18 protein-coding genes, 1 pseudogene and 1 other annotated feature are annotated in these 18,748 nt (G+C 34.7%); of the genes and pseudogenes, 18 read left to right on the top strand and 1 reads right to left on the bottom strand.

The genetic code is table 11. The features are described 5' to 3' along the window. Positions 1 to 3: 3 nt before the first annotated feature. The 18 genes from IGL36_RS11530 (at position 4) to IGL36_RS11445 (ending at position 17,255) form a co-directional block, all read left to right on the top strand. Complete coding sequence (locus IGL36_RS11530; protein ID WP_002402326.1) at positions 4 to 732, top strand: class A sortase; 729 nt, start codon at positions 4 to 6, stop codon at positions 730 to 732. A 13-nt stretch (positions 733 to 745) separates the two neighbouring features. After that, complete coding sequence (locus IGL36_RS11525; protein WP_016626360.1) at positions 746 to 1,297, top strand: hypothetical protein; 552 nt, start codon at positions 746 to 748, stop codon at positions 1,295 to 1,297. Then, the gene (locus tag IGL36_RS11520; protein ID WP_100966729.1) at positions 1,294 to 1,761 is read left to right on the top strand and encodes a hypothetical protein; all 468 of its coding nucleotides are present in this window, start codon (positions 1,294 to 1,296) and stop codon (positions 1,759 to 1,761) included. Before IGL36_RS11525 ends, IGL36_RS11520 begins: the two co-directional genes overlap by 4 nt. Next, positions 1,742 to 2,728, top strand: coding sequence for a conjugal transfer protein (locus IGL36_RS11515; RefSeq protein WP_100966728.1), 987 nt, complete (start codon positions 1,742 to 1,744; stop codon positions 2,726 to 2,728). The genes IGL36_RS11520 and IGL36_RS11515 overlap by 20 nt, the downstream gene beginning before the upstream one ends. Continuing rightward, positions 2,728 to 2,952, top strand: coding sequence for a hypothetical protein (locus IGL36_RS11510; RefSeq protein ID WP_002365201.1), 225 nt, complete (start codon positions 2,728 to 2,730; stop codon positions 2,950 to 2,952). Before IGL36_RS11515 ends, IGL36_RS11510 begins: the two co-directional genes overlap by 1 nt. Positions 2,953 to 2,960: 8 nt before the next feature. Further along, on the top strand, positions 2,961 to 3,350 hold the full coding sequence (locus tag IGL36_RS11505; RefSeq protein ID WP_002394253.1) for a conjugal transfer protein: 390 nt from the start codon (positions 2,961 to 2,963) through the stop codon (positions 3,348 to 3,350). A 21-nt stretch (positions 3,351 to 3,371) separates the two neighbouring features. After that, positions 3,372 to 5,876 carry an ATP-binding protein gene (locus IGL36_RS11500; RefSeq protein WP_430609054.1) on the top strand — a complete coding sequence of 835 codons (2,505 nt, stop codon included), beginning with the start codon at positions 3,372 to 3,374 and terminating at the stop codon, positions 5,874 to 5,876. Positions 5,877 to 5,891: 15 nt separating this feature from the next. Next, a complete protein-coding gene (locus tag IGL36_RS11495) occupies positions 5,892 to 7,925 on the top strand; it encodes a hypothetical protein (RefSeq protein WP_100966726.1) in 2,034 nt (677 codons plus the stop codon). A 42-nt stretch (positions 7,926 to 7,967) separates the two neighbouring features. Then, a complete protein-coding gene (locus IGL36_RS11490; protein ID WP_010777924.1) occupies positions 7,968 to 8,996 on the top strand; it encodes a phage tail tip lysozyme in 1,029 nt (342 codons plus the stop codon). 12 nt (positions 8,997 to 9,008) lie between these two features. After that, positions 9,009 to 9,233, top strand: coding sequence for a hypothetical protein (locus IGL36_RS11485; protein WP_002365195.1), 225 nt, complete (start codon positions 9,009 to 9,011; stop codon positions 9,231 to 9,233). Further along, the gene (locus IGL36_RS11480; protein WP_100966725.1) at positions 9,230 to 9,766 is read left to right on the top strand and encodes an EF0163 family protein; all 537 of its coding nucleotides are present in this window, start codon (positions 9,230 to 9,232) and stop codon (positions 9,764 to 9,766) included. The genes IGL36_RS11485 and IGL36_RS11480 overlap by 4 nt, the downstream gene beginning before the upstream one ends. 65 nt (positions 9,767 to 9,831) lie before the next feature. Next, positions 9,832 to 10,188 (top strand): LptM family lipoprotein, encoded by a 357-nt coding sequence (locus IGL36_RS11475; RefSeq protein WP_010823197.1) that lies wholly within the window; start codon positions 9,832 to 9,834, stop codon positions 10,186 to 10,188. A gap of 80 nt (positions 10,189 to 10,268) precedes the next feature. Further along, positions 10,269 to 10,493, top strand: coding sequence for a DUF3173 domain-containing protein (locus IGL36_RS11470; protein WP_002365191.1), 225 nt, complete (start codon positions 10,269 to 10,271; stop codon positions 10,491 to 10,493). After that, entirely contained in the window at positions 10,468 to 11,586 is a 1,119-nt protein-coding gene (locus IGL36_RS11465; protein ID WP_002365190.1) for a site-specific integrase, read from the top strand. The genes IGL36_RS11470 and IGL36_RS11465 overlap by 26 nt, the downstream gene beginning before the upstream one ends. 91 nt (positions 11,587 to 11,677) lie before the next feature. Continuing rightward, entirely contained in the window at positions 11,678 to 12,892 is a 1,215-nt protein-coding gene (gene thiI / locus IGL36_RS11460; RefSeq protein ID WP_002371401.1) for a tRNA uracil 4-sulfurtransferase ThiI, read from the top strand. A 129-nt stretch (positions 12,893 to 13,021) separates the two neighbouring features. Beyond that, positions 13,022 to 13,669, top strand: a complete 648-nt coding sequence (locus IGL36_RS11455; protein WP_002365189.1) for a redox-sensing transcriptional repressor Rex — start codon at positions 13,022 to 13,024, stop codon at positions 13,667 to 13,669. Between the two features lie 63 nt (positions 13,670 to 13,732). Continuing rightward, complete coding sequence (gene tpx / locus IGL36_RS11450; protein ID WP_002361107.1) at positions 13,733 to 14,221, top strand: thiol peroxidase; 489 nt, start codon at positions 13,733 to 13,735, stop codon at positions 14,219 to 14,221. A gap of 49 nt (positions 14,222 to 14,270) precedes the next feature. Then, positions 14,271 to 14,510 (top strand) — a binding site (T-box leader). A gap of 102 nt (positions 14,511 to 14,612) precedes the next feature. Next, complete coding sequence (locus IGL36_RS11445; protein ID WP_002397611.1) at positions 14,613 to 17,255, top strand: valine--tRNA ligase; 2,643 nt, start codon at positions 14,613 to 14,615, stop codon at positions 17,253 to 17,255. Positions 17,256 to 17,341: 86 nt separating this feature from the next. On the opposite strand, the pseudogene IGL36_RS11440 reads toward IGL36_RS11445, so the two are convergent. Further along, a pseudogene (locus IGL36_RS11440) lies at positions 17,342 to 18,744 on the bottom strand (IS3 family transposase). Between the last annotated feature and the right edge of the window lie 4 nt (positions 18,745 to 18,748).

The raw sequence follows: 18,748 nt of genomic DNA, 5'->3' as shown, positions 1-18,748 counted from the left end.
TTAATGAAAAAATGGATTGAAAAAAACAAATATTTTGTTGGAGCAATTGGAGTTATTCTCATTGCTCTTTTTTCATTCCTTCTTTTTGAAAACCAACAAAAAGAAGAAGTGAAAGAAGCTATAAATACAGTGGTATCAAGTGGATTAGAGGAAGCGGAGAAGCCAAAAAAACATGTAGAGACAAAATCTAGTGAAACTGTTCAAAGTAATCAAGTAGATGTTATTACTGGTACGGAAGCACAAGAAGAAACACCTATTCCAACAGTGATTTCTTTAACCGAAGGCGAACGTCCGTCTGTTAAAACGATTCAAAATGCCCAAGAAAATTTTAATGAAGTGTCGGATTCTGTTTTAGGGTCTATTGAAATTGATTCTATTCAATTAAAATTACCTATTTTAATGGGTGATAGTTTTGACAATATGCTTTATGGAGCGTGTACTGTTTTATCAAAACAAACGATGGGAAAAGGAAATTATGCTTTAGCTTCTCACAATGCTGGGTATGAAGGATTACTTTTTACCTCGTTAAATAAAGTTTCTGTAGGAGATTTGGTCAAACTTAATGATCGTGAAGGACATTCGTTCATATATAAGGTAAAAGAGCAAAAGCATGTTGATATGACTGATACAACTATGTTGAATCTAACAAGAAAGCCAACATTAACTTTAATAACTTGTGACCAAGCCACAAAAACAACAGGAAGAATTATTGTGATTGCGGAATTAGTTTAGAGGAGGGAAAAAGTTGGTTGAAAAAATAAGGGAATTGTCAAAAGAAGAATTTGTCAATCAGTATATGTTTGATTTTAAGTCATTAATTTTCAAATCCAATAATCCTGAAAAAATAACAGCTAAACAAGAAAAACTCTTGGAATGTGAAAAGAAAATTGCTGTATTATTTTATGAAACATATAAACGAATGAAGGGGTATCCGCCTGATGAGAAAGAACTGGGTAGGATTGTTCAAAGAAATTTCCTTGACCGTTTAAAGTTATTTCGAGTGGAATATGATGTGATTAGTGAAGAAAAATTTTGTGGTCTACACGTAAAAATGGTCAAACAGCAAATGCCATTAGAAAAGTATCGATCCGATGATTTATCTTATATTTTAGGACGAGAAAAGAAGATAGCTATTAATTATTTTATCGCACATGATGATTTTCCTATGGGTTATGAAGAACTAATGATAAGTCGTTCTAAACAAGCAGTTACCCAAGGCTTGGAAGAGTTAAGGGGAGAATTTATGGAAAGATACCATAAATATTACAGAAAAATGGAAAGGAGTTGTATTTTATGAATCAACATATTATGCCAATTTTTAGAGAGCATAGTAAATTTTACCAAAGGTATTCAAATGTACCAGTTCCTGAAATGCTTCGCTTGCATGGATTCATAGTTGATGAAATGCCAATTGATGAAGCAGATATTGTTTATATGGAAAAATATAAAAATTCTTTATTTAAAATGGGGATTATTATTGATGAAGCGCCTTTTAAAAAGGAATTTGTTGCGCAATACGTTTTTCATGGTGGTATAACTAGTTTGATTGCAGAAGGTCAATACTTGAGAAAGCCTAACGGGGATAAAATGTACAATTCGTATTATTTTTATTTGTATAAAGAAGGCTTTCAAACACATAAGGGGCATGTTAGAGAGAGAGTTTATGTTGAAAAGGCGATTAAATCTACTTTTTTAAAAACGTTTGAAAGTTGTTTGGGCTTATTAAGAGTAGGAGGGGAATATGAATTTAAAGAAAATTAAAAAGAAAGAGAAGAAAGAAAAAACACCAAAGGTTAAAACTTTTTCTCAAAAGAAAGCGAATCGGGTTGTGTTAATTGGCGCTAGCGTTTTACTGGTGATGTCAGGAGTTGGTGCGCTTCGAGCCAATGTGATGGCAAGTAATGTAGATAATTTGTATTCAAAAGTGGATACATTAAGTGAACAATCAAAAAAGAATAAAGTTGATAGAGAGGAGCTTGATTATTCAGCCCTCTCTTTTTATGTCGAAAATTTTGCGAAAGAGTATTTGAATTATAACTCGAAAGCTAGTGATGAAGCGAAAAAGGCTCGTATTGATCGATTATCTAAATATTTATCATTAGATGTAAAAAATGTTGATGAAACAGAAAATCTACAAGGGAATGTCTTACGTACGTTTAAAAATACGTCTTTATCACGTATAGAGAAAATGGAAGATTGTTATTTGGTTTATCTAAATGTGAATTATGAATTAGAGAAAGATAAAAAGACTGAAAATGTGACACAGAATATGGTTTTACCAATTCAAGTAAAAGACAATTTGTTTTCAATTGTAGGACGTCCTTATTTTGTAGCAAGTAGTTTATCACAAGGAAAAACAGTACCTCTAAAACAGACAGAAAATTCAATAGATGTTGATGGGAAAGAAAAACAATCTATAGAGAAATTTTTAAAGATGTTTTTTACAAAATATTCAGTTGGGAACAAACAAGAATTAATGTTGTTAATGAAAAATCCAACAACGACAGCAGGTCAAGACTCATTTGTTTCAATAGATTCTGGTGATATGAAATTTTTTGATACAAAGCAGAAAGACGTAACAGGGGTTCAAGTATCGGTTACTTTTTCAGATAAAACAACAAAATTAACGCATACAGAGGATTTTTCGCTTTGGTTATCTAAAACGGAGAATTCTTATTTTATTAATACGATGAAACATTACTTTACAGAGAAAGAAGGAAATGACTAATGAATACAGGAAATTTGAGTAATTTTTTAAGTACAAGTTTTATTACAATTATGGCGGCTGGTGTAATTATTTTGATTCTAAAACACTGGAAAGGTGCTGAATGGGCAAAAATTGGTTCAGTAATTGTCATTGCCTTAATCTTACAGGATTTTGCGACGAATCAAGGAAAAAATATTTTTGCAGTTGTTAAATGGTTCCTAAGTTTAGTTGGAATTAAGATGTAGGTGAGTATATGAAATATTACGATTATTCGAGGGGCTTAAAAGCCCCTTATTCAATGCAAGTTATTAAGTCGCCTAAAGGACAAGTGGTGTGGGTATTTGCACAACCTGTTAGCCTATCCTATCTCCTAATTCTATTCTTAGGGATTGTGTTAACTGGCTTGTTTTGGAAAGAAGTACCATTACCACAAATTTTAGGAATTAACTTAAATTTGTTAATCATGGTGTTGGTGCCGAATAAAGTTGCTCGTTGGTATTCCGAAAAGGAATTCGAAGGAAAAACAGGCTTTGGTTTTTTAAAAGATGGTTTTGTCTATGTGAAAAATTATGTGTTAGATAGTAGACCAATTGTAGCTTTCGAACGAGTAAAAGAAATAGAAGAGTTTTCGTTTAAACGATAAAAAATAAAAAGGAGTGTGAATATGCAATTAGAATATCCATTAACGAATCATATGAAAGGAAATATTGTTTTAACACAAGAAAAAACAGCGATAGCTTACTATCGTGTTCGCTCTGAAACCGTAATGTTGACTGATGTTGAAAAGAAATTAAAAACGAAAAGGAAAGTTGCTCGTGCGTTAAATCGTTTAAAAGCAAATGATGGATTTGAAATTAACCTTTTGCCAGTTAATGCCGACATTCGAGGGAAAATGGGTGCTATGCGTTCTTTAATTGATTCTAGTAATTATGAAGTAGGCGTAGATAAATTGATGAAAACGGCAATGGTTTTAGAACAAGAAATGGGCATGGTTTACGAATATACATGGGTAATTGGTGTACCTTTAATCAAAAAAGACTTGGCTGTTGATTTAAAAGAAACCGTTACTAACTCAATTAGTAACGTATCGGAAAAGTTTGTCAAAGGCTTAGGTTTTGATGTAGAACTAGCAGAAGATTGGGAAAAAGATTATCGAGAGCAAGAATTAGAAGTTTACCAAAATCTATCTGAATTGTTAGTTGAACGATTAACAGAAGATGAATTGTATTATTACCAAGCGTACCAATTCTTGAAAAATATTCCTCATGAGCGACAAGATGTTCTTTCTAGTCAAAATTTAGATAATTTAATGGCAACAAAAATTAAACCATTATTTGGCGGGGGGCTTCATTTAAATTGTGATTATGGCGAAAGCTATATATCCTACCTTCCAATGGGAGATGTAGGTGTTTTTCTTGATGGTAATCATTTTTTAGAGGTCGTTCAAAAAATGCCTTTCCCAGTTGAAGTGAAGATTCAAGCGACTTTTGCAGAAAGTAAAGGGCAATTGGCACTGTCTGGGCGTTCGTCACGTGCAAGAACTCGCACTAAGAATATCATGCAGGAAGCACACTTAGCTGGTTCTAAACAAAAACGAAAGATTGTTGAAGGTCAATTATCACTAGACGATTTAGACCAAAAAATTGATGATGGTGTGGATATTATTGACTGGAAAGCAGTGGTTGTTGTTAGTGGTAGTACAAAAAAACAAATGCGTGCAAGAAAAAAATATTTAATCAATCGTTTTGATAGTTTAGATATTCCACTTATTAAAGCAACGTTTGATAATCCTTATTTATTTCAATCCACTTTGTTTGGTAATTTTATCCGCATGCAGACTTCTCGTTGGCAACACACGTCAACGATTGAATCGTTTGCCGAGTTGAATTTCTTTACTTCACTTCATGCAGATACGAAGTTAGGCTTTTACCTTGGACGAGTGGATACAACTTTGGAAGAAAAAGAAGATAGAAAATCTATTATTTCTAGTTCAAAAAATCTAATTTTTATGAACATGCTATTAGCGAATAAACAAAATGTTGATGGGAAGAAAACAAATAATCCCCACTGGGCTTTAACTGGCGATACTGGGAACGGAAAATCGGTTACAGCTAAAACATTGTTTATGCAAATGGCACTTTTAAAAGACAGAGTGTTATACATTGATCCGAAAAAAGAAATGCGAAAGCAATTTATGTATACAATCAATGCCCCTGAATATCAAAAGAAATATCCTTTAGATGTTGATTTTGTGAAGTCCTTTAATTTCGTCACTTTAGATGTTCGTGATACGAAAAATCATGGGGTACTGGACCCGATTGTTTTGTTTGATGAAACAGAAGCGATTGCAACAACTAAAGCAATGTTAACCAATATATACGAAGGAACATGGAACTTAAAGCAAAAAACAGAAATTAATGAAGCGATTGCGAAAGTTGTTTCGGAACGGAAAGAAGGAAAAAAGGTTGGATTTTGGCATGTAATTGAGCGATTAGTGGAAAGTGAAATTTCTGACGTGAAAGATATGGGTAGATTTATTTTGTCGACTGTTAAAGGTTCAGTTTTAGAATTGGCGTTTTCTCATGGAGAAGTGGAAGGTTTGTCATTCGATAGAAAAGTAACCATTTTGGAAATCGAGGACTTAGATTTACCAACTGATAAAAATGAAAAGTTAGATGAAAATAAACGTCTTTCTGTTACATTGATGTTTGCTTTAGGAACATTTTGTTCGAAGTTTGGTTCAAGAAATCCAAAAGAAGAAACAGTGACGTTCTTTGATGAATCTTGGATTTTTCAATCTTCGCCAGAAGGTAAAGCGATTTTAAAATCAATGAAACGTATTGGTCGTTCGTTTAATAATTTCTTAGTATTGATTACACAATCAACAAATGATTTGGATGATAGTGAAGATGGTACTGGTTTTGGTACAGTGATTTGTTTTGATGAATTTCAAAATCGAGAAGGGGTTTTGAAATATCTCAATTTACCAGTGAACGAAATTAACATGAAATGGGTCTCAAATATGGTTCAAGGTCAGTGTTTAATGAAGGATATGTTTGGTCAGACTAATCGAATTGTTGTTCATGTAATTTTTGAGGAATGGTTGGAACTGTTCAAAACCGTTGATGATACAGAAGCTTCTAAAATGGAGAACCGCTTTGTTGCATAGGAAGGAAGTGAGAAGATGCAGTATCTAATTGACAGTTATAGTGCGTATACGGTTGATGGTGGTTTGTTGGATAAAGGATGGCAAGTAGTGAATTGGTTCTTTGTAGATATATCATTCTTTATCTTACGAATGTTTGCTTCTTTTTTCCTTTTTTGTGAGAATGTCTTAAACCAATCTGGTTTCTTTGAAGGAAAACAAGAAACGGTATTGAATATGTCAAAAGATGTTTTAAGTGGCTTTGGTGGCAAGGGATTTAGAGGTGGTTCTTTACTTGCATTAGCGATTCTTATTAGTGCATATTATCTGCTTTATCATTTCTTTTCCAGTCGTAGAAGCTTTTCAAAAGTATTCCTTCATTATTTAGCAGTTGTTGTTTTGTTTGGTTTTTGGTTTGGCTCTGTATCAACGTCAACAGGCACAACAAGTGGCTCAACGTTCTTGATTCAATCAACTAACGCAATTGCTAAAGGAGTACAAAGTACATTTACTTCAAGTGCTAATTTAGGAACAGAAGGATCTAAAGATGGAGAAGTATATCAAAGTCCAATTTTTGATGCCACAGTAAAACAAACATTTAATTTTGTAAATAGTGGTTCACTTGATGGGAAAATGGAAAATGGTAAAAAGTTAGACGAAAGTAAACTACTAGAAAAACCTAAATTGTCTAAAAAAGAAAAAGCAAAGTTTGAGGATGAAAGAAGTACCTATATAAAAAATAATGAGAAAGATAATCCATACTTCGCACAGGACGGAGCAAAAACAATGGAAAAAGCTTTTGGCGTTGGTGTGGGTGTAGTCAATTTAGCAGTCTTAGCAGTGCCTGTCACGTATATTAATATTATGCTTAATGTAATTCAAATCATTGTTGATTTACTCATTCTTGTTTTTCCGATTATTGCGTTGGTGTCTTTCTTCCCTCGGTGTCAAATGATGATGTTTAAATTTTTTAAATCATTAATTGGCATTTTATTTTTACCTGTAGTTTTCGGTATCTTTTTGTCTGTGTTATTTTGGGTCAATAAGTTAATTGACCAAGCGTTTTTAGGATTGATGGATAAAGTAAGTAGTAGTTTATTAATGGTGATGTCTGGTGGTGTTTTTCTTTTAGGCACATTAATTGTTACTGCATTGGTGAAAATTATTTTGTATCGGAAAATTTGGAAAAGCAGATATAAAATATTATCATTCTTTTCTGATGGTCAAGTTCAACAACCTTCTTTTGAATCAAAAATGAATGAAAAAACAAAAGAAACGGTTGAACGTACAGGTGAAATTGGTGTTGGAGCAGTAAAAGCAGGAATAGGTGCTTCCGCTGGGAATTTAGCGTTGGCTGCTGATGGTGCTAGTCATTTAATGCCAAAACATGACAAGGCATTGAACTTAGCCAAAGACCATTTTATTGACGATAATGGGCAATTTGCTGGTGTTAAAACAGGATTGCATTCATTATTGAATCGTTTTACTCAAGAAGAACAACAACCATTTAAAGACGATATGTTGCCCGAAGAAGAAATTGCGGAAGTAGAAGAGCCAACCAATGTTGATAATGAGGAATTAGAAGAAATAGAAGATAAAGCTTTAACTGATGAAGTGGACAATTTTGAAGATTTAACAGATGATGAAGCGGATAATTCTTTAGAAGAAATTGATGTTCCGGTCTTAGATGAAACTGTATCTGATTCTGATACTTCTTTAGCTGATGAAAGTAATATTGAGTTAGAGAATGAACTTGATAGTTTAGATTCAAGTGTAGAATCAAGTGAAAATGATAGAGAGGTATTAAATCAAGAACTTGATAAGCAAGAAATAGCAGACAATTTGAATGTTAGGGTCGATAATTTCGATGAGCTGGCATTTGCTCGTGAAGAACGTGCATTTTTTGATGGTGGAGAAGATAGCGAATTAATCACAAACAACAATGATTCATTAAATAACGTTTATTCATTTTACCAAACAGAAGAAAACTTCAATAATTTAGAACAAACAGAGGAACAATTTTTTGGAAGTGTGGACACGGAAGAATATAATGTTGAGGTTGTAGAGGGCTGATGAAATGTTTATCAGTCTTCTTTTTTATTGAAAGGAGAGACCATGAAGAAATCAAATAAGGTTTTAATTGCTAGTTGCTTTGTCTTTATTCTTCCTTTTTTATTATTTTTAGGTGTATTTTCTTCTAGTGAAAGCGGAGATTCTTCCCAGTTTCAGCCTGCTACACCACAGGAAAAAGTAGCATTAGAAGTTTCTAACTACGTGACGTCACACGGTGGAACGTTGCAGTTTGCTTCCGCTTGGATTGGCAATATGGAACATGAAAGTGGATTAAATCCTGCTAGAATTCAAAGTGATTTGGCTTTTAATCCTTCTATTGCTTATAACGCTAGTTTAGGCGGTTATGGAATTGGATTAGGACAATGGGATTCAGGACGAAGAGTTAATTTATTAAATTTTGCAAAAAGTCAAAAAAAGGAATGGGAATCAGTAGCTTTACAAATGGATTTTGCGTGGAATAAGGATGGTTCTGATAGTGACTTACTTAAAAGAATGTCTAAATCAGAAGATGTGAATACACTTGCGGTAGATATTTTGAAGCTGTGGGAACGAGCTGGAACAAAAGATGATCCTGTAGAACAAGCAAAAAGAAAAACTAGTGCTAATAATTGGTATAAGCGACTTTCTACAGGTTCCATGGGCGGGGGTTCAGCCAATATTGGTGGAGGAGAAATTGATATTTTAGAAAAAGTACTAGGACAAACTATTAATGGTGGTCAATGTTATGGCTTATCTGCTTTTTTTGTTGAAAAACAAGGAGGTCTACAAATGATGGGTACGGGGCACATGTTTGCGAGTGAAATTGGTAATGATTATCCTTGGAGTTCAATTGGTTGGACAGTCATAAAGAATCCAAATTATTCAGATATTAAAGCAGGAGATGTCATTAATTTTGGTCAAGGTGGTGTGGCTACTAGTATTTATGGGCATACTGGTGTAGTGGCAAGTGTTGAAGGTAAAAACAAGTTTACTACTTATGAGCAAAACGCTGAACAAGGTCAAATTGTTGCTAAGTATTCTCGGACTTGGGGATTAGATTTTCCACATGTGACCAGCATAGTAAGGAAATAGGAGGAATTATGAATGACTTTGAGTAAGAAAAGTGGTTTAACTAATCGTCAGATAAAAGAAATCTGTTCGAAATTTAACTGTAGAAAAAATGAATTTGCAGTTCAAAAGTACCAAGATAGTTTTTTATTAGCTGTGAATAATAAAGAGTATCGTGTTAAATTTTCTGAGGGGATTTTTTCAAAGATTATGTATATTAAAGAAGTGCAACGCATTTCAAAGAAAGTAGGTAGAAAATGAAAAAGTTAAGTTTAGTAGTTTTAGTATTAGGTGTTGGATTAATATTTTCTGCTTGTAGAGGAAACACCAAAGGTCATGAAACGGAGGCTTCGTCAACAACTGAATTGGTGACTATGAAACCAGTTGATAATATAAATACTACGAAAAGAAGTGAAGTAACTGAAAAAAGTAGTACCAAGTCTATACAGAGTAAGGATAAATCAACGGAAGAAAAGGTATCTAACACTTACCAGTTGGTAGAGGACTTTGGAAATGCTTATGCTAATTTTTCTAGTATCAATGATCGTAACGAAAAATTGAAGAAATTAATGACTGCTGAATGTATAAAGAAAAATGGTATTGATGTGAAAACTGGTGCAAAATTGGAAAGTAAAGGTGAAGTAAGTTCAATATATCAAAATGATAAAAAGGAATACGCAGTCGTGCTTGATTGTGAACAAAACGGAACAAAAACAAGGGTACTTTTACTGGCAAAAGTGAAAGGGAATAAGATAGCAGAAATTACCTATAACTCAATGAAACAAGAGTATTAATTTTGATATACAATTTTTTGCTTTATTTAATAGTGTTACGTTTATATAAGTTAGGAGATGATAAAATGAAAAAGGCAGCTTCAATTGTGTTGATGGTTGTTGCAATTTTTATGATATCTGCCTGTGGTTCTAAATTAGATAAAACAGGTGAAGAATTTAAAGACTCTATAATTAAAGATTCTGCATATGGTGATGAGTATTCAGAAGATAGTTTTAGTTTTTTGATGTATAAAGATAAAGACACTAATCGTTATTTGGCTGATATTTGGGTTCCTGTTAAAGATGAGCCTAGTGCATTGGAGTATTTTTATTATTATGATGAAGATAAGCAGTTAGATAGTACAAAAAGCAAAGTAACTTTTGATGATATGAAAGCTAGTGGTAACTATGAAGTTATCTACAAGTCGGGTAAGTTTAAATAGAAATTCAATTTTAATGAACATTTGACATAGGGTAGTGCTAATTAAGTACTGCTTTTTTTTATGTAATTAAATAGAAGGAGATGGTATTATTAATGTTAAGTACTGTGACAAAAAAAGACATTATTAGCCTTGGATTTTCTCCATACCAATCACAACGTGTTATTCGTGAAGCCAAAGCTTTACTAGTAGAAAGAGGTTGCCACTTCTATAGTGGTAAGAAAATCTCTTGTGTTCCTGTGAGTGTAGTTGAAGAAATTTTAGGAATAGAGGTTAATAAAGGTGGCAAAGACATCAAATGTTTATAAAGACAAAAAGACAGGTAAGTATTATTTTGTTGCAAGTTTGGGTTTTGATTTAAAAGGGAAAAGAATACAAAAATTTAAGCGTGGATTTAAGACAGCAAAGGAGGCAAAAAAAGCTTATAATCAGTTTATGATTGATTATCAAGAAAAACGTGAAAAGATTACATTTGGTAATTTTTACGAAGAATATTATAAATGCTGGTACAAAAATCATGTTAAGGAAGGTACTTTTAAGACCAATACAGGTATAATTGAAAATCATTTATCTATCTTTAATGAGGTACAGATAAATGCTATTGAAACGGTTGATTTACAAAAATTGATTAATTATTTATCTGGTGAGTATAAAACTAAAACAGGTGAAAGTTTATCTCCAGAGTATATTAATTTAATCATTTGTAATATTCAATCCGTATTCGAGCGAGCTTTTATTTTTGGATTTATTGATGAAGATATATCAAAAAAAGTAAGTAGAGTTCGAGTTGAAGAGAAAGAAGTTAACATTTGGACTATAGATGATATGCAAAAAGTAATGCTGCTTAGTGATGAAAGCGATAGTTTATTGTTCTTTAAAAAAATGTTTTTTAGATTTTTATTCATGACAGGTCTTCGGCTAGGTGAAGCCTTAGCTTTGAATTGGGAAGATGTTGATTTTGACAGTAAAGTTGTTTATATTAATAAGACGATGCTTGTTAAAAATAAAAGAGAGTTTAGAACTACAACGCCAAAAACAAAAAGTAGTATTAGAACGGTATCTCTTGACGATGAAACGCTACGGCTTTTTGAAATATGGAGAGAACAGCAATCTCCTTTAAAAATAAACCTTATATTTTCTATAGATGGTGGAACATTGGCTAAGTCTACAACGCATGGCTGGCTTAAAAAACTTTGTGACTTAGCAGATGTGCCAGTGATTAAGATACACGCTTTAAGACATTCTCATGCTTCTATGTTAATTGCCCTTAAGGAAGATTCACTGGTTATTAAGGAAAGATTGGGTCATAGTCGTATAACAACCACTTTAGAAAAATATGGGCACCTTTATAATGGAAGAATGAATGATGTTTCTAAGAAATTAACTGATTTAAAAATTTAGAATAGTAATTGTTAGCTTTATTGTTAGCAAATATAATGAAAACTAATTGTAAGCTTTGTTTTAAAGCGATTTAGAAAGGGATTAATAGAAAGTGAAATATACAGAAATTATGGTTCGCTATGGCGAATTATCAACTAAAGGAAAAAATCGTAAAACGTTTATCATGCAGTTAGCACAAAATGTGAAACGTGCGTTAGCTGATTTTCCAGCATTGAAAATCCATGCAGATCGAGACAGAATGCATATTTTATTAAATGGGGAAGATAGTGAAGAAGTGATTCCAAAACTAAGTAAAGTGTTTGGAATTCAAAATTTTTCGCCAAGTATTCGTATTGAAAAAGAAATGCCAGCGATTCGTGCAATGGTTCAAGAGGTTGTTCGGGAAGTTTATACGCCAGGTAAGACGTTTAAAATTACTGCTAAACGTTCGGACCATTCATTTGAACTTGATTCAAATGGCTTGAATCAAGAATTAGGTGGGGCTGTTATTGAAGCCATTCCGGAAATTCAAGTACAAATGAAAAAGCCTGATATCAACTTAAGAATTGAAATTCGTAAAGATGCGGCGTATTTATCTTATGAAACGATTCGCGGTGCGGGTGGATTGCCAGTGGGCACCAGTGGTCGTGGCATGTTGATGTTGTCAGGAGGCATTGATTCACCAGTTGCTGGTTATTTAGCTATGAAACGTGGCGTGGAAGTAGAAGCTGTCCATTTTGCTAGTCCGCCTTATACAAGTGAACAAGCGTTACAAAAGGCTAAAGATTTAGCTGGAAAATTAGTCCCTTATGTAGGAACTATTCAATTTATTGAAGTGCCCTTTACAGAAATTCAAGAAGAAATAAAACGAGTTGTTCCCCAAGGCTACTTAATGACCATTACACGACGTTTAATGTTACGCTTAACAGATGCAATTCGTGAAATGCGGAAAGGTTTAGTCATTATTAATGGTGAATCGTTAGGACAAGTGGCTTCGCAAACACTTCAAAGTATGGTAGCAATTAATGAGGTTACCTCAACACCGATAATTCGACCCGTTGTTTCAATGGATAAGACAGAAATTATCGAAATTGCCGAAAAAATTGACACGTTTGAATTAGCCATCCAACCCTTCGAAGATTGTTGTACAATTTTTGCGCCACCGCAACCGAAAACACGACCTCGCTTGGATAAAGCGCAAGATTATGAAGCGCGCTTAGACTTAGAAGGTTTAATGGCTCGGGCCTTAGAAGGACTCAAAATTACAGAGATTTCAGCAGAAACAGCGAAAGATAAACAAGAAGACGAATTTGCAGATTTCCTATAAGAAATAAATACAGTGACGGTCGCTTAGACGTCACTGTATTTATTTTGTACTTATTTCACAAACAAGTTGCTCGGAGAGGGGAACCGTGATAAACTGAATATGTGAAGTAGGTAACAAGGAGGACAGAGGATGGAGAAAAAAATGCCTAAAGCAACGGCAAAACGTTTGCCGGTTTATTTACGTTATTTAAAAATGTTAGGGGATTCTGGTGTTAAACGCATTAAATCACGAGAGTTTAGTGAAATGATCCAGATTCCTTCTGCAACGATTCGGCGTGATTTTTCCCACGTTGGTGAACTGGGCCGAAGCGGTTATGGTTACGATGTGCCGTATTTAATTGAGGTATTTAGTAATATTTTAAATACGCAAGAAGAAAAAAGAATTGCTCTGATTGGTTGTGGCAATTTAGGCAAGGCATTATTAAAAAATAATTTTAGACGCAACGAGAATTTGAATATTGTCTGTGCTTTTGATAATGATTCGGCTTTAGTCGGCACCACGATTAATGGATTATTAGTTCATGATATGTCTGAGTTAGAAGCATTCGTTCGACAAGAAGGGGTCACGGTAGCCATTTCTACAGTACCAAGTCACCATGCCCAAAAAGCCATCGACAAAATTGTTCAAGCGGGTGTGACTGCGATTTTAAATTTTGCGCCAGACCGTGTCAGTGTGCCAGCCAACGTTAGTGTGCAGTATATTGATTTAACAACGGAACTGCAAACACTGATTTATTTTAATGAAACTTTTTCACTAGCAAATAGCCCAAAGCAATAAAATTGTCTTCATAAAAATCCTCTACTATACTTATTATTGAAAGTGGAAAAGGAGGATTTCAGAATGAATGTTACAAGAAAAGGGCACGTATTAGAATTGACAGGTGAACAGCCTAAAGTTGGCACAAAAGCCCCCGTCTTTTCTTTGAAAAATTTAAACAACCAAGAAATCAACTTGGCAGATTATAAAGGTAAAACGGTTTTAATTAGTGTGGTTCCTGATATCGACACACGTGTTTGTTCACTGCAAACGAAACGTTTCAATCAAGAAGCGGCGAAATTAGACGGTGTTCAGATTATCACGGTTTCCAATAACACAGTTGAAGAACAAGCAAATTGGTGTGCCGCTGAGGGTGTCGAAATGGAAATGCTTCATGATACTGAAGACTCATTTGGTGCAGCTTATGGTTTGTATATTCCAGAAATGGGCCGTTTAGCACGTGCTATTTTTGTGATTGACCCAGAAGGAACGTTAGTTTATGAAGAAATCGTCTCAGAAGTTTCGTCGGAACCCGATTATCAACAAGCGTTAGAAGCTGCAAAAAAAGTGTAATCCCTCTAGATTACAAATTGACTTTGCTTGCGCTTCATTGTAGAATGAAGCAAAGACAGCGAACAAGAGGAGTATCATTGGCGTCGTTTTAGAGAAAAAGTCGTTCAGGTGCAAGACTTTTACACAACCAGTGAGAAGGTAGCTTGTGAGTCAATGGTTTGAACACAGTACGTTAGTAGAACGATTCGTTTCGTGAACGTTATCTCACGAATGAGTGGCATTTGAATGAATTCAATTCAAATGCAATTTAGGTGGTACCGCGTAAATAAGATGAATCTACGCCCTAAAATACGAAAGTATTTTAGGGCGTATTTTAGTGTTTAGCCAAAAAAACTCATTTGTAAAATAATTACCGCTCCAAATCGCGTATTTTAAGAAAGAAGGGGAAAAAATGTCAGAAGAAAAAAACTTACCAACGAAATATCAACCGACAGAAATCGAAGCTGGCCGTTATCAAAAATGGCTAGATCAAGATTTATTTAAACCAAGTGGCGACAAAAAAGCGAAGCCCTATTCAATTGTTATTCCACCACCCAATGTAACAGGGAAACTACACTTAGGGCATGCTTGGGATACAACATTACAAGATATGATTATCCGCCAAAAAAGAATGCAAGGCTTTGATACGTTATGGCTGCCAGGAATGGACCATGCTGGAATTGCTACGCAAGCAAAAGTAGAAGAGAAACTAGCACAACAAGGAATTTCACGTTACGACTTAGGTCGTGAAAAATTTGTTGATCAAGTGTGGGAATGGAAAGAAGAATATGCTTCTCACATTCGTGAACAGTGGGCAAAAATGGGCCTTTCTTTAGATTACAGCCGTGAACGTTTTACTTTAGATGAAGGGCTATCTGAGGCCGTTCGTAAAGTGTTTGTCTCTCTTTACGAGAAAGATTTGATTTACCGTGGTGAATATATCATTAACTGGGATCCAAAAGCGAAAACAGCATTGTCTGATATTGAAGTAATCCATAAAGATATTGAAGGAGCTTTTTACCACATGAGCTACCCATTATCAGATGGTTCTGGCGTTGTTGAAATTGCGACAACGCGTCCTGAAACAATGTTGGGAGATACGGCGATTGCGGTCCATCCAGAAGATGAACGGTATCAGGAACTTATTGGTAAGACAGTTGTCTTGCCATTAGTAGATAAAGAAATTCCAATTATTGCAGATGACTATGTAGATATGGAATTTGGAACAGGGGTTGTAAAAATCACACCTGCTCATGATCCAAATGACTTTGAAGTCGGTAATCGTCATGACTTACCTCGAGTAAATGTTATGAACGAAGACGGCACGATGAATGAACTGGCTGGAAAATACGAAGGAATGGATCGTTTTGCTGCACGTAAAGCGATTGTCTCTGACTTGAAAGAACTAGGTCGCTTAATTAAGATCGAAACAATGAATCACAGCGTGGGCCATTCAGAACGAACAGGCGTTGTCGTGGAACCACGTTTATCGACCCAATGGTTTGTAAAAATGGGACCACTAGCTGAAAAAGCAATGAAAAATCAAGAAACAGAAGACGCTGTTGAATTTTATCCACCACGCTTCAATCAAACATTTTTACGTTGGATGGAAAATGTACATGACTGGGTTATTTCGCGACAATTATGGTGGGGCCACCAAATTCCTGCTTGGTATCACAAAGAAACGGGCGAGATGTATGTTGGGATGGAAGAGCCAGCCGACAGTGAAAACTGGGTTCAAGATAGTGATGTCTTAGATACATGGTTTAGTTCTGCTTTATGGCCATTTTCAACGATGGGTTGGCCGGACGAAGCAAGCGAAGATTATCAACGTTACTTCCCAACAAGCACATTAGTTACTGGCTATGACATCATCTTCTTCTGGGTAAGTCGTATGATTTTCCAAAGCTTAGAGTTTACAGGTGAACGTCCCTTCCAAAATGTCTTAATTCACGGATTAATTCGTGATGAGCAAGGACGCAAAATGAGTAAATCATTGGGGAATGGGATTGATCCAATGGATGTCATCGAAAAATATGGCGCAGATGCGTTACGTTGGTTCTTATCAAATGGTTCAGCACCTGGTCAAGATGTTCGTTTTAGTTATGAAAAAATGGATGCTTCTTGGAACTTTATCAATAAGATTTGGAATGCAAGTCGTTTCGTTATTATGAATGTAGAAGGTATGACTGCTGCAGATATTGACTTTAGTGGTGAAAAGACTGTCGCTGATCGTTGGATTTTAACGCGCTTAAACGAAACAGTCGCCCGTGTGACAGAATTATTTGATCGCTTTGAATTCGGTGAAGCAGGTCGCCAATTATACAACTTCATCTGGGATGATTTCTGTGATTGGTATATTGAAATGAGTAAAGAAATTCTTTACGGAGAAAATGAAGCAGCTAAACAAACAACACGGAGCATCTTGGTGTACACATTGGATCAAATCTTACGCTTATTGCATCCAATTATGCCGTTTGTAACAGAAGAAATTTGGGAAAAAATTCCGCATCAAGGTGAGTCATTGGTTGTGGCAGAGTACCCAGTTGTTCATGAAGAATTTAACGATGAAGCAGCAGCTCGAGGAATGGAAGTTCTGAAAGAAGTTATTCGTTCGGTTCGGAATATTCGAGCAGAAGTGAATACACCACTTTCTAAACCAATTACTTTGTTAATTAAAACAAACGATACAGAAGTAGAAGAATTTTTAACAGCTAATACTAGCTACTTGGAACGCTTCTGTAACCCAGAGGAATTAGTCATCAGTCGTGAAATAGAAGCGCCAGAATTAGCCATGTCCGCTGTATTAACAGGCGCAGAACTATTCCTACCATTAGCTGGGTTGATTAATATCGAGGAAGAAATTGCTCGCTTAGAAAAAGAATTAGACAAATGGACAAAAGAAGTCAAACGTGTGCAAGGCAAACTTTCAAATGAACGTTTTGTGTCAAATGCACCAGATGAGGTCGTGGAAGCAGAACGTGCAAAAGAAAAAGACTACCTTGAAAAACAAGAGGCTGTCAAAGAACGGATTGCCCAATTACGTTCAATCTAAAAAAGAAAAGACAACAAAACCAAACGTTGGTTGTAGTGACCCCAAAAAGTTAGACTTTTTATAGAGTGGATTTTTCCACTCTATTTTTATGCAGTTTTTTGATTGAATTGTCGAAATTCTACTGGGCTTTTCCAGTTAAGTTTTTCCTTGATTCGGTGATGATTGTAATAATAAATGTAGTTCTCAATTGCTTCTCTCAATTCATTTTGACTTTGATAGATTTTTCCATAGTACACTTCTTGTTTTAGGATACTGAAGAAATTCTCCATAGGAGAATTATCTAAACAGGTTCCTTTTCGAGACATACTTTGAAAGATATTGTTGTCCTTTAATGCTTGTATATAGACATTCATTTGATAAGCCCAGCCTTGATCAGAGTGAAAGGTGCGCCGATAGGGACAATCATTTGTTTGAGAAATTGCTTCTTTCAGACCTTCCATAACTGTTTTACCATTTGGTTGAGTAGAAAGGCTATAGCTTAGAATTTCACTATTATACATATCCATAAATGGATCTAAGTATAGTTTTTTCTGACGAAAGATGCCTACGTTATCTGCTTCAAAGTACTTAAATTCAGTTGTATCAGTTGTAATTTTTTGATGAGGAACAGAGGTTTTAAATCGGCGACGAATCAAATTTTTAGCGATTTTACCAACGGTTCCTTTATAGGAATTATATTTTCTGGATTTCTTAGTAAAAGCTTTGACTTGTAACTTTAACTTTTGTATTAATCGCTGGACTTTCTTTTTATTCACTTGAAATCCACGTCGTTTCAATTCTTGGGTCATCCTTCTATAGCCATAATGTTGATGTTTTTTACGAATCGCTTGAATTTCTTCTTCAATGATTTGTGTTGAAGCTGTTCTGTCGAGGCGTTTTTGCCAGTACATGTAAGTAGATTTTGGAAACCTTAGGGTTTCCAAAATATCTTTTAATCGAAAGTGTCTTCGGAGACTGTGAATGATTCGTGCGATTCGTTCATTTTTTGTTCGTCCTCTAAACGCAGTCTCCTCAATTCTTTTAAATAGGCATTCTCAATTTTTAACATTCTATTTTCTTTTTCTAGTTTCTCTACTTGAGATCGTTCACTTGGTAATGGTTGGCTTTCCTTTTGTTTCTTCTTAGGCATGGTAGGTGGACGTCCTTTCTGTTTAGAGAGTCCCTCTATACCAAACTTCTGATACGTTCTAAGCCAATTCGCAATCAATGATGGATTGTTCATTTTTAGAAGATTAGCTACTTCTTGATAGGACAACTCTGTTGTTAAATATAACTCTATCGCATCTAGCTTAAATTGAACAGAGTAATTCTTATTTTTTTGACTGCGAAGTAGGCCTTCTTCACCAAGTTCCTTATAGGCATTTATCCATTTGCTTATTTGAGAACTATCTTTAAACCCATACTTCTTTGCGAGAAACCTTAGACCTCCTTGACCAGATAAGTAGTCATGAACAAGTTTAAGTTTAAATTCAAAACTGTATTTTGCCATACAA

The sequence above is a fragment of the Enterococcus sp. AZ011 genome (genome assembly GCF_050548355.1).
Taxonomy (GTDB): domain Bacteria; phylum Bacillota; class Bacilli; order Lactobacillales; family Enterococcaceae; genus Enterococcus; species Enterococcus faecalis.
Note: the sequence above shows the minus strand (reverse complement) of the source record. Positions and strands in the feature narration are given on the sequence as shown.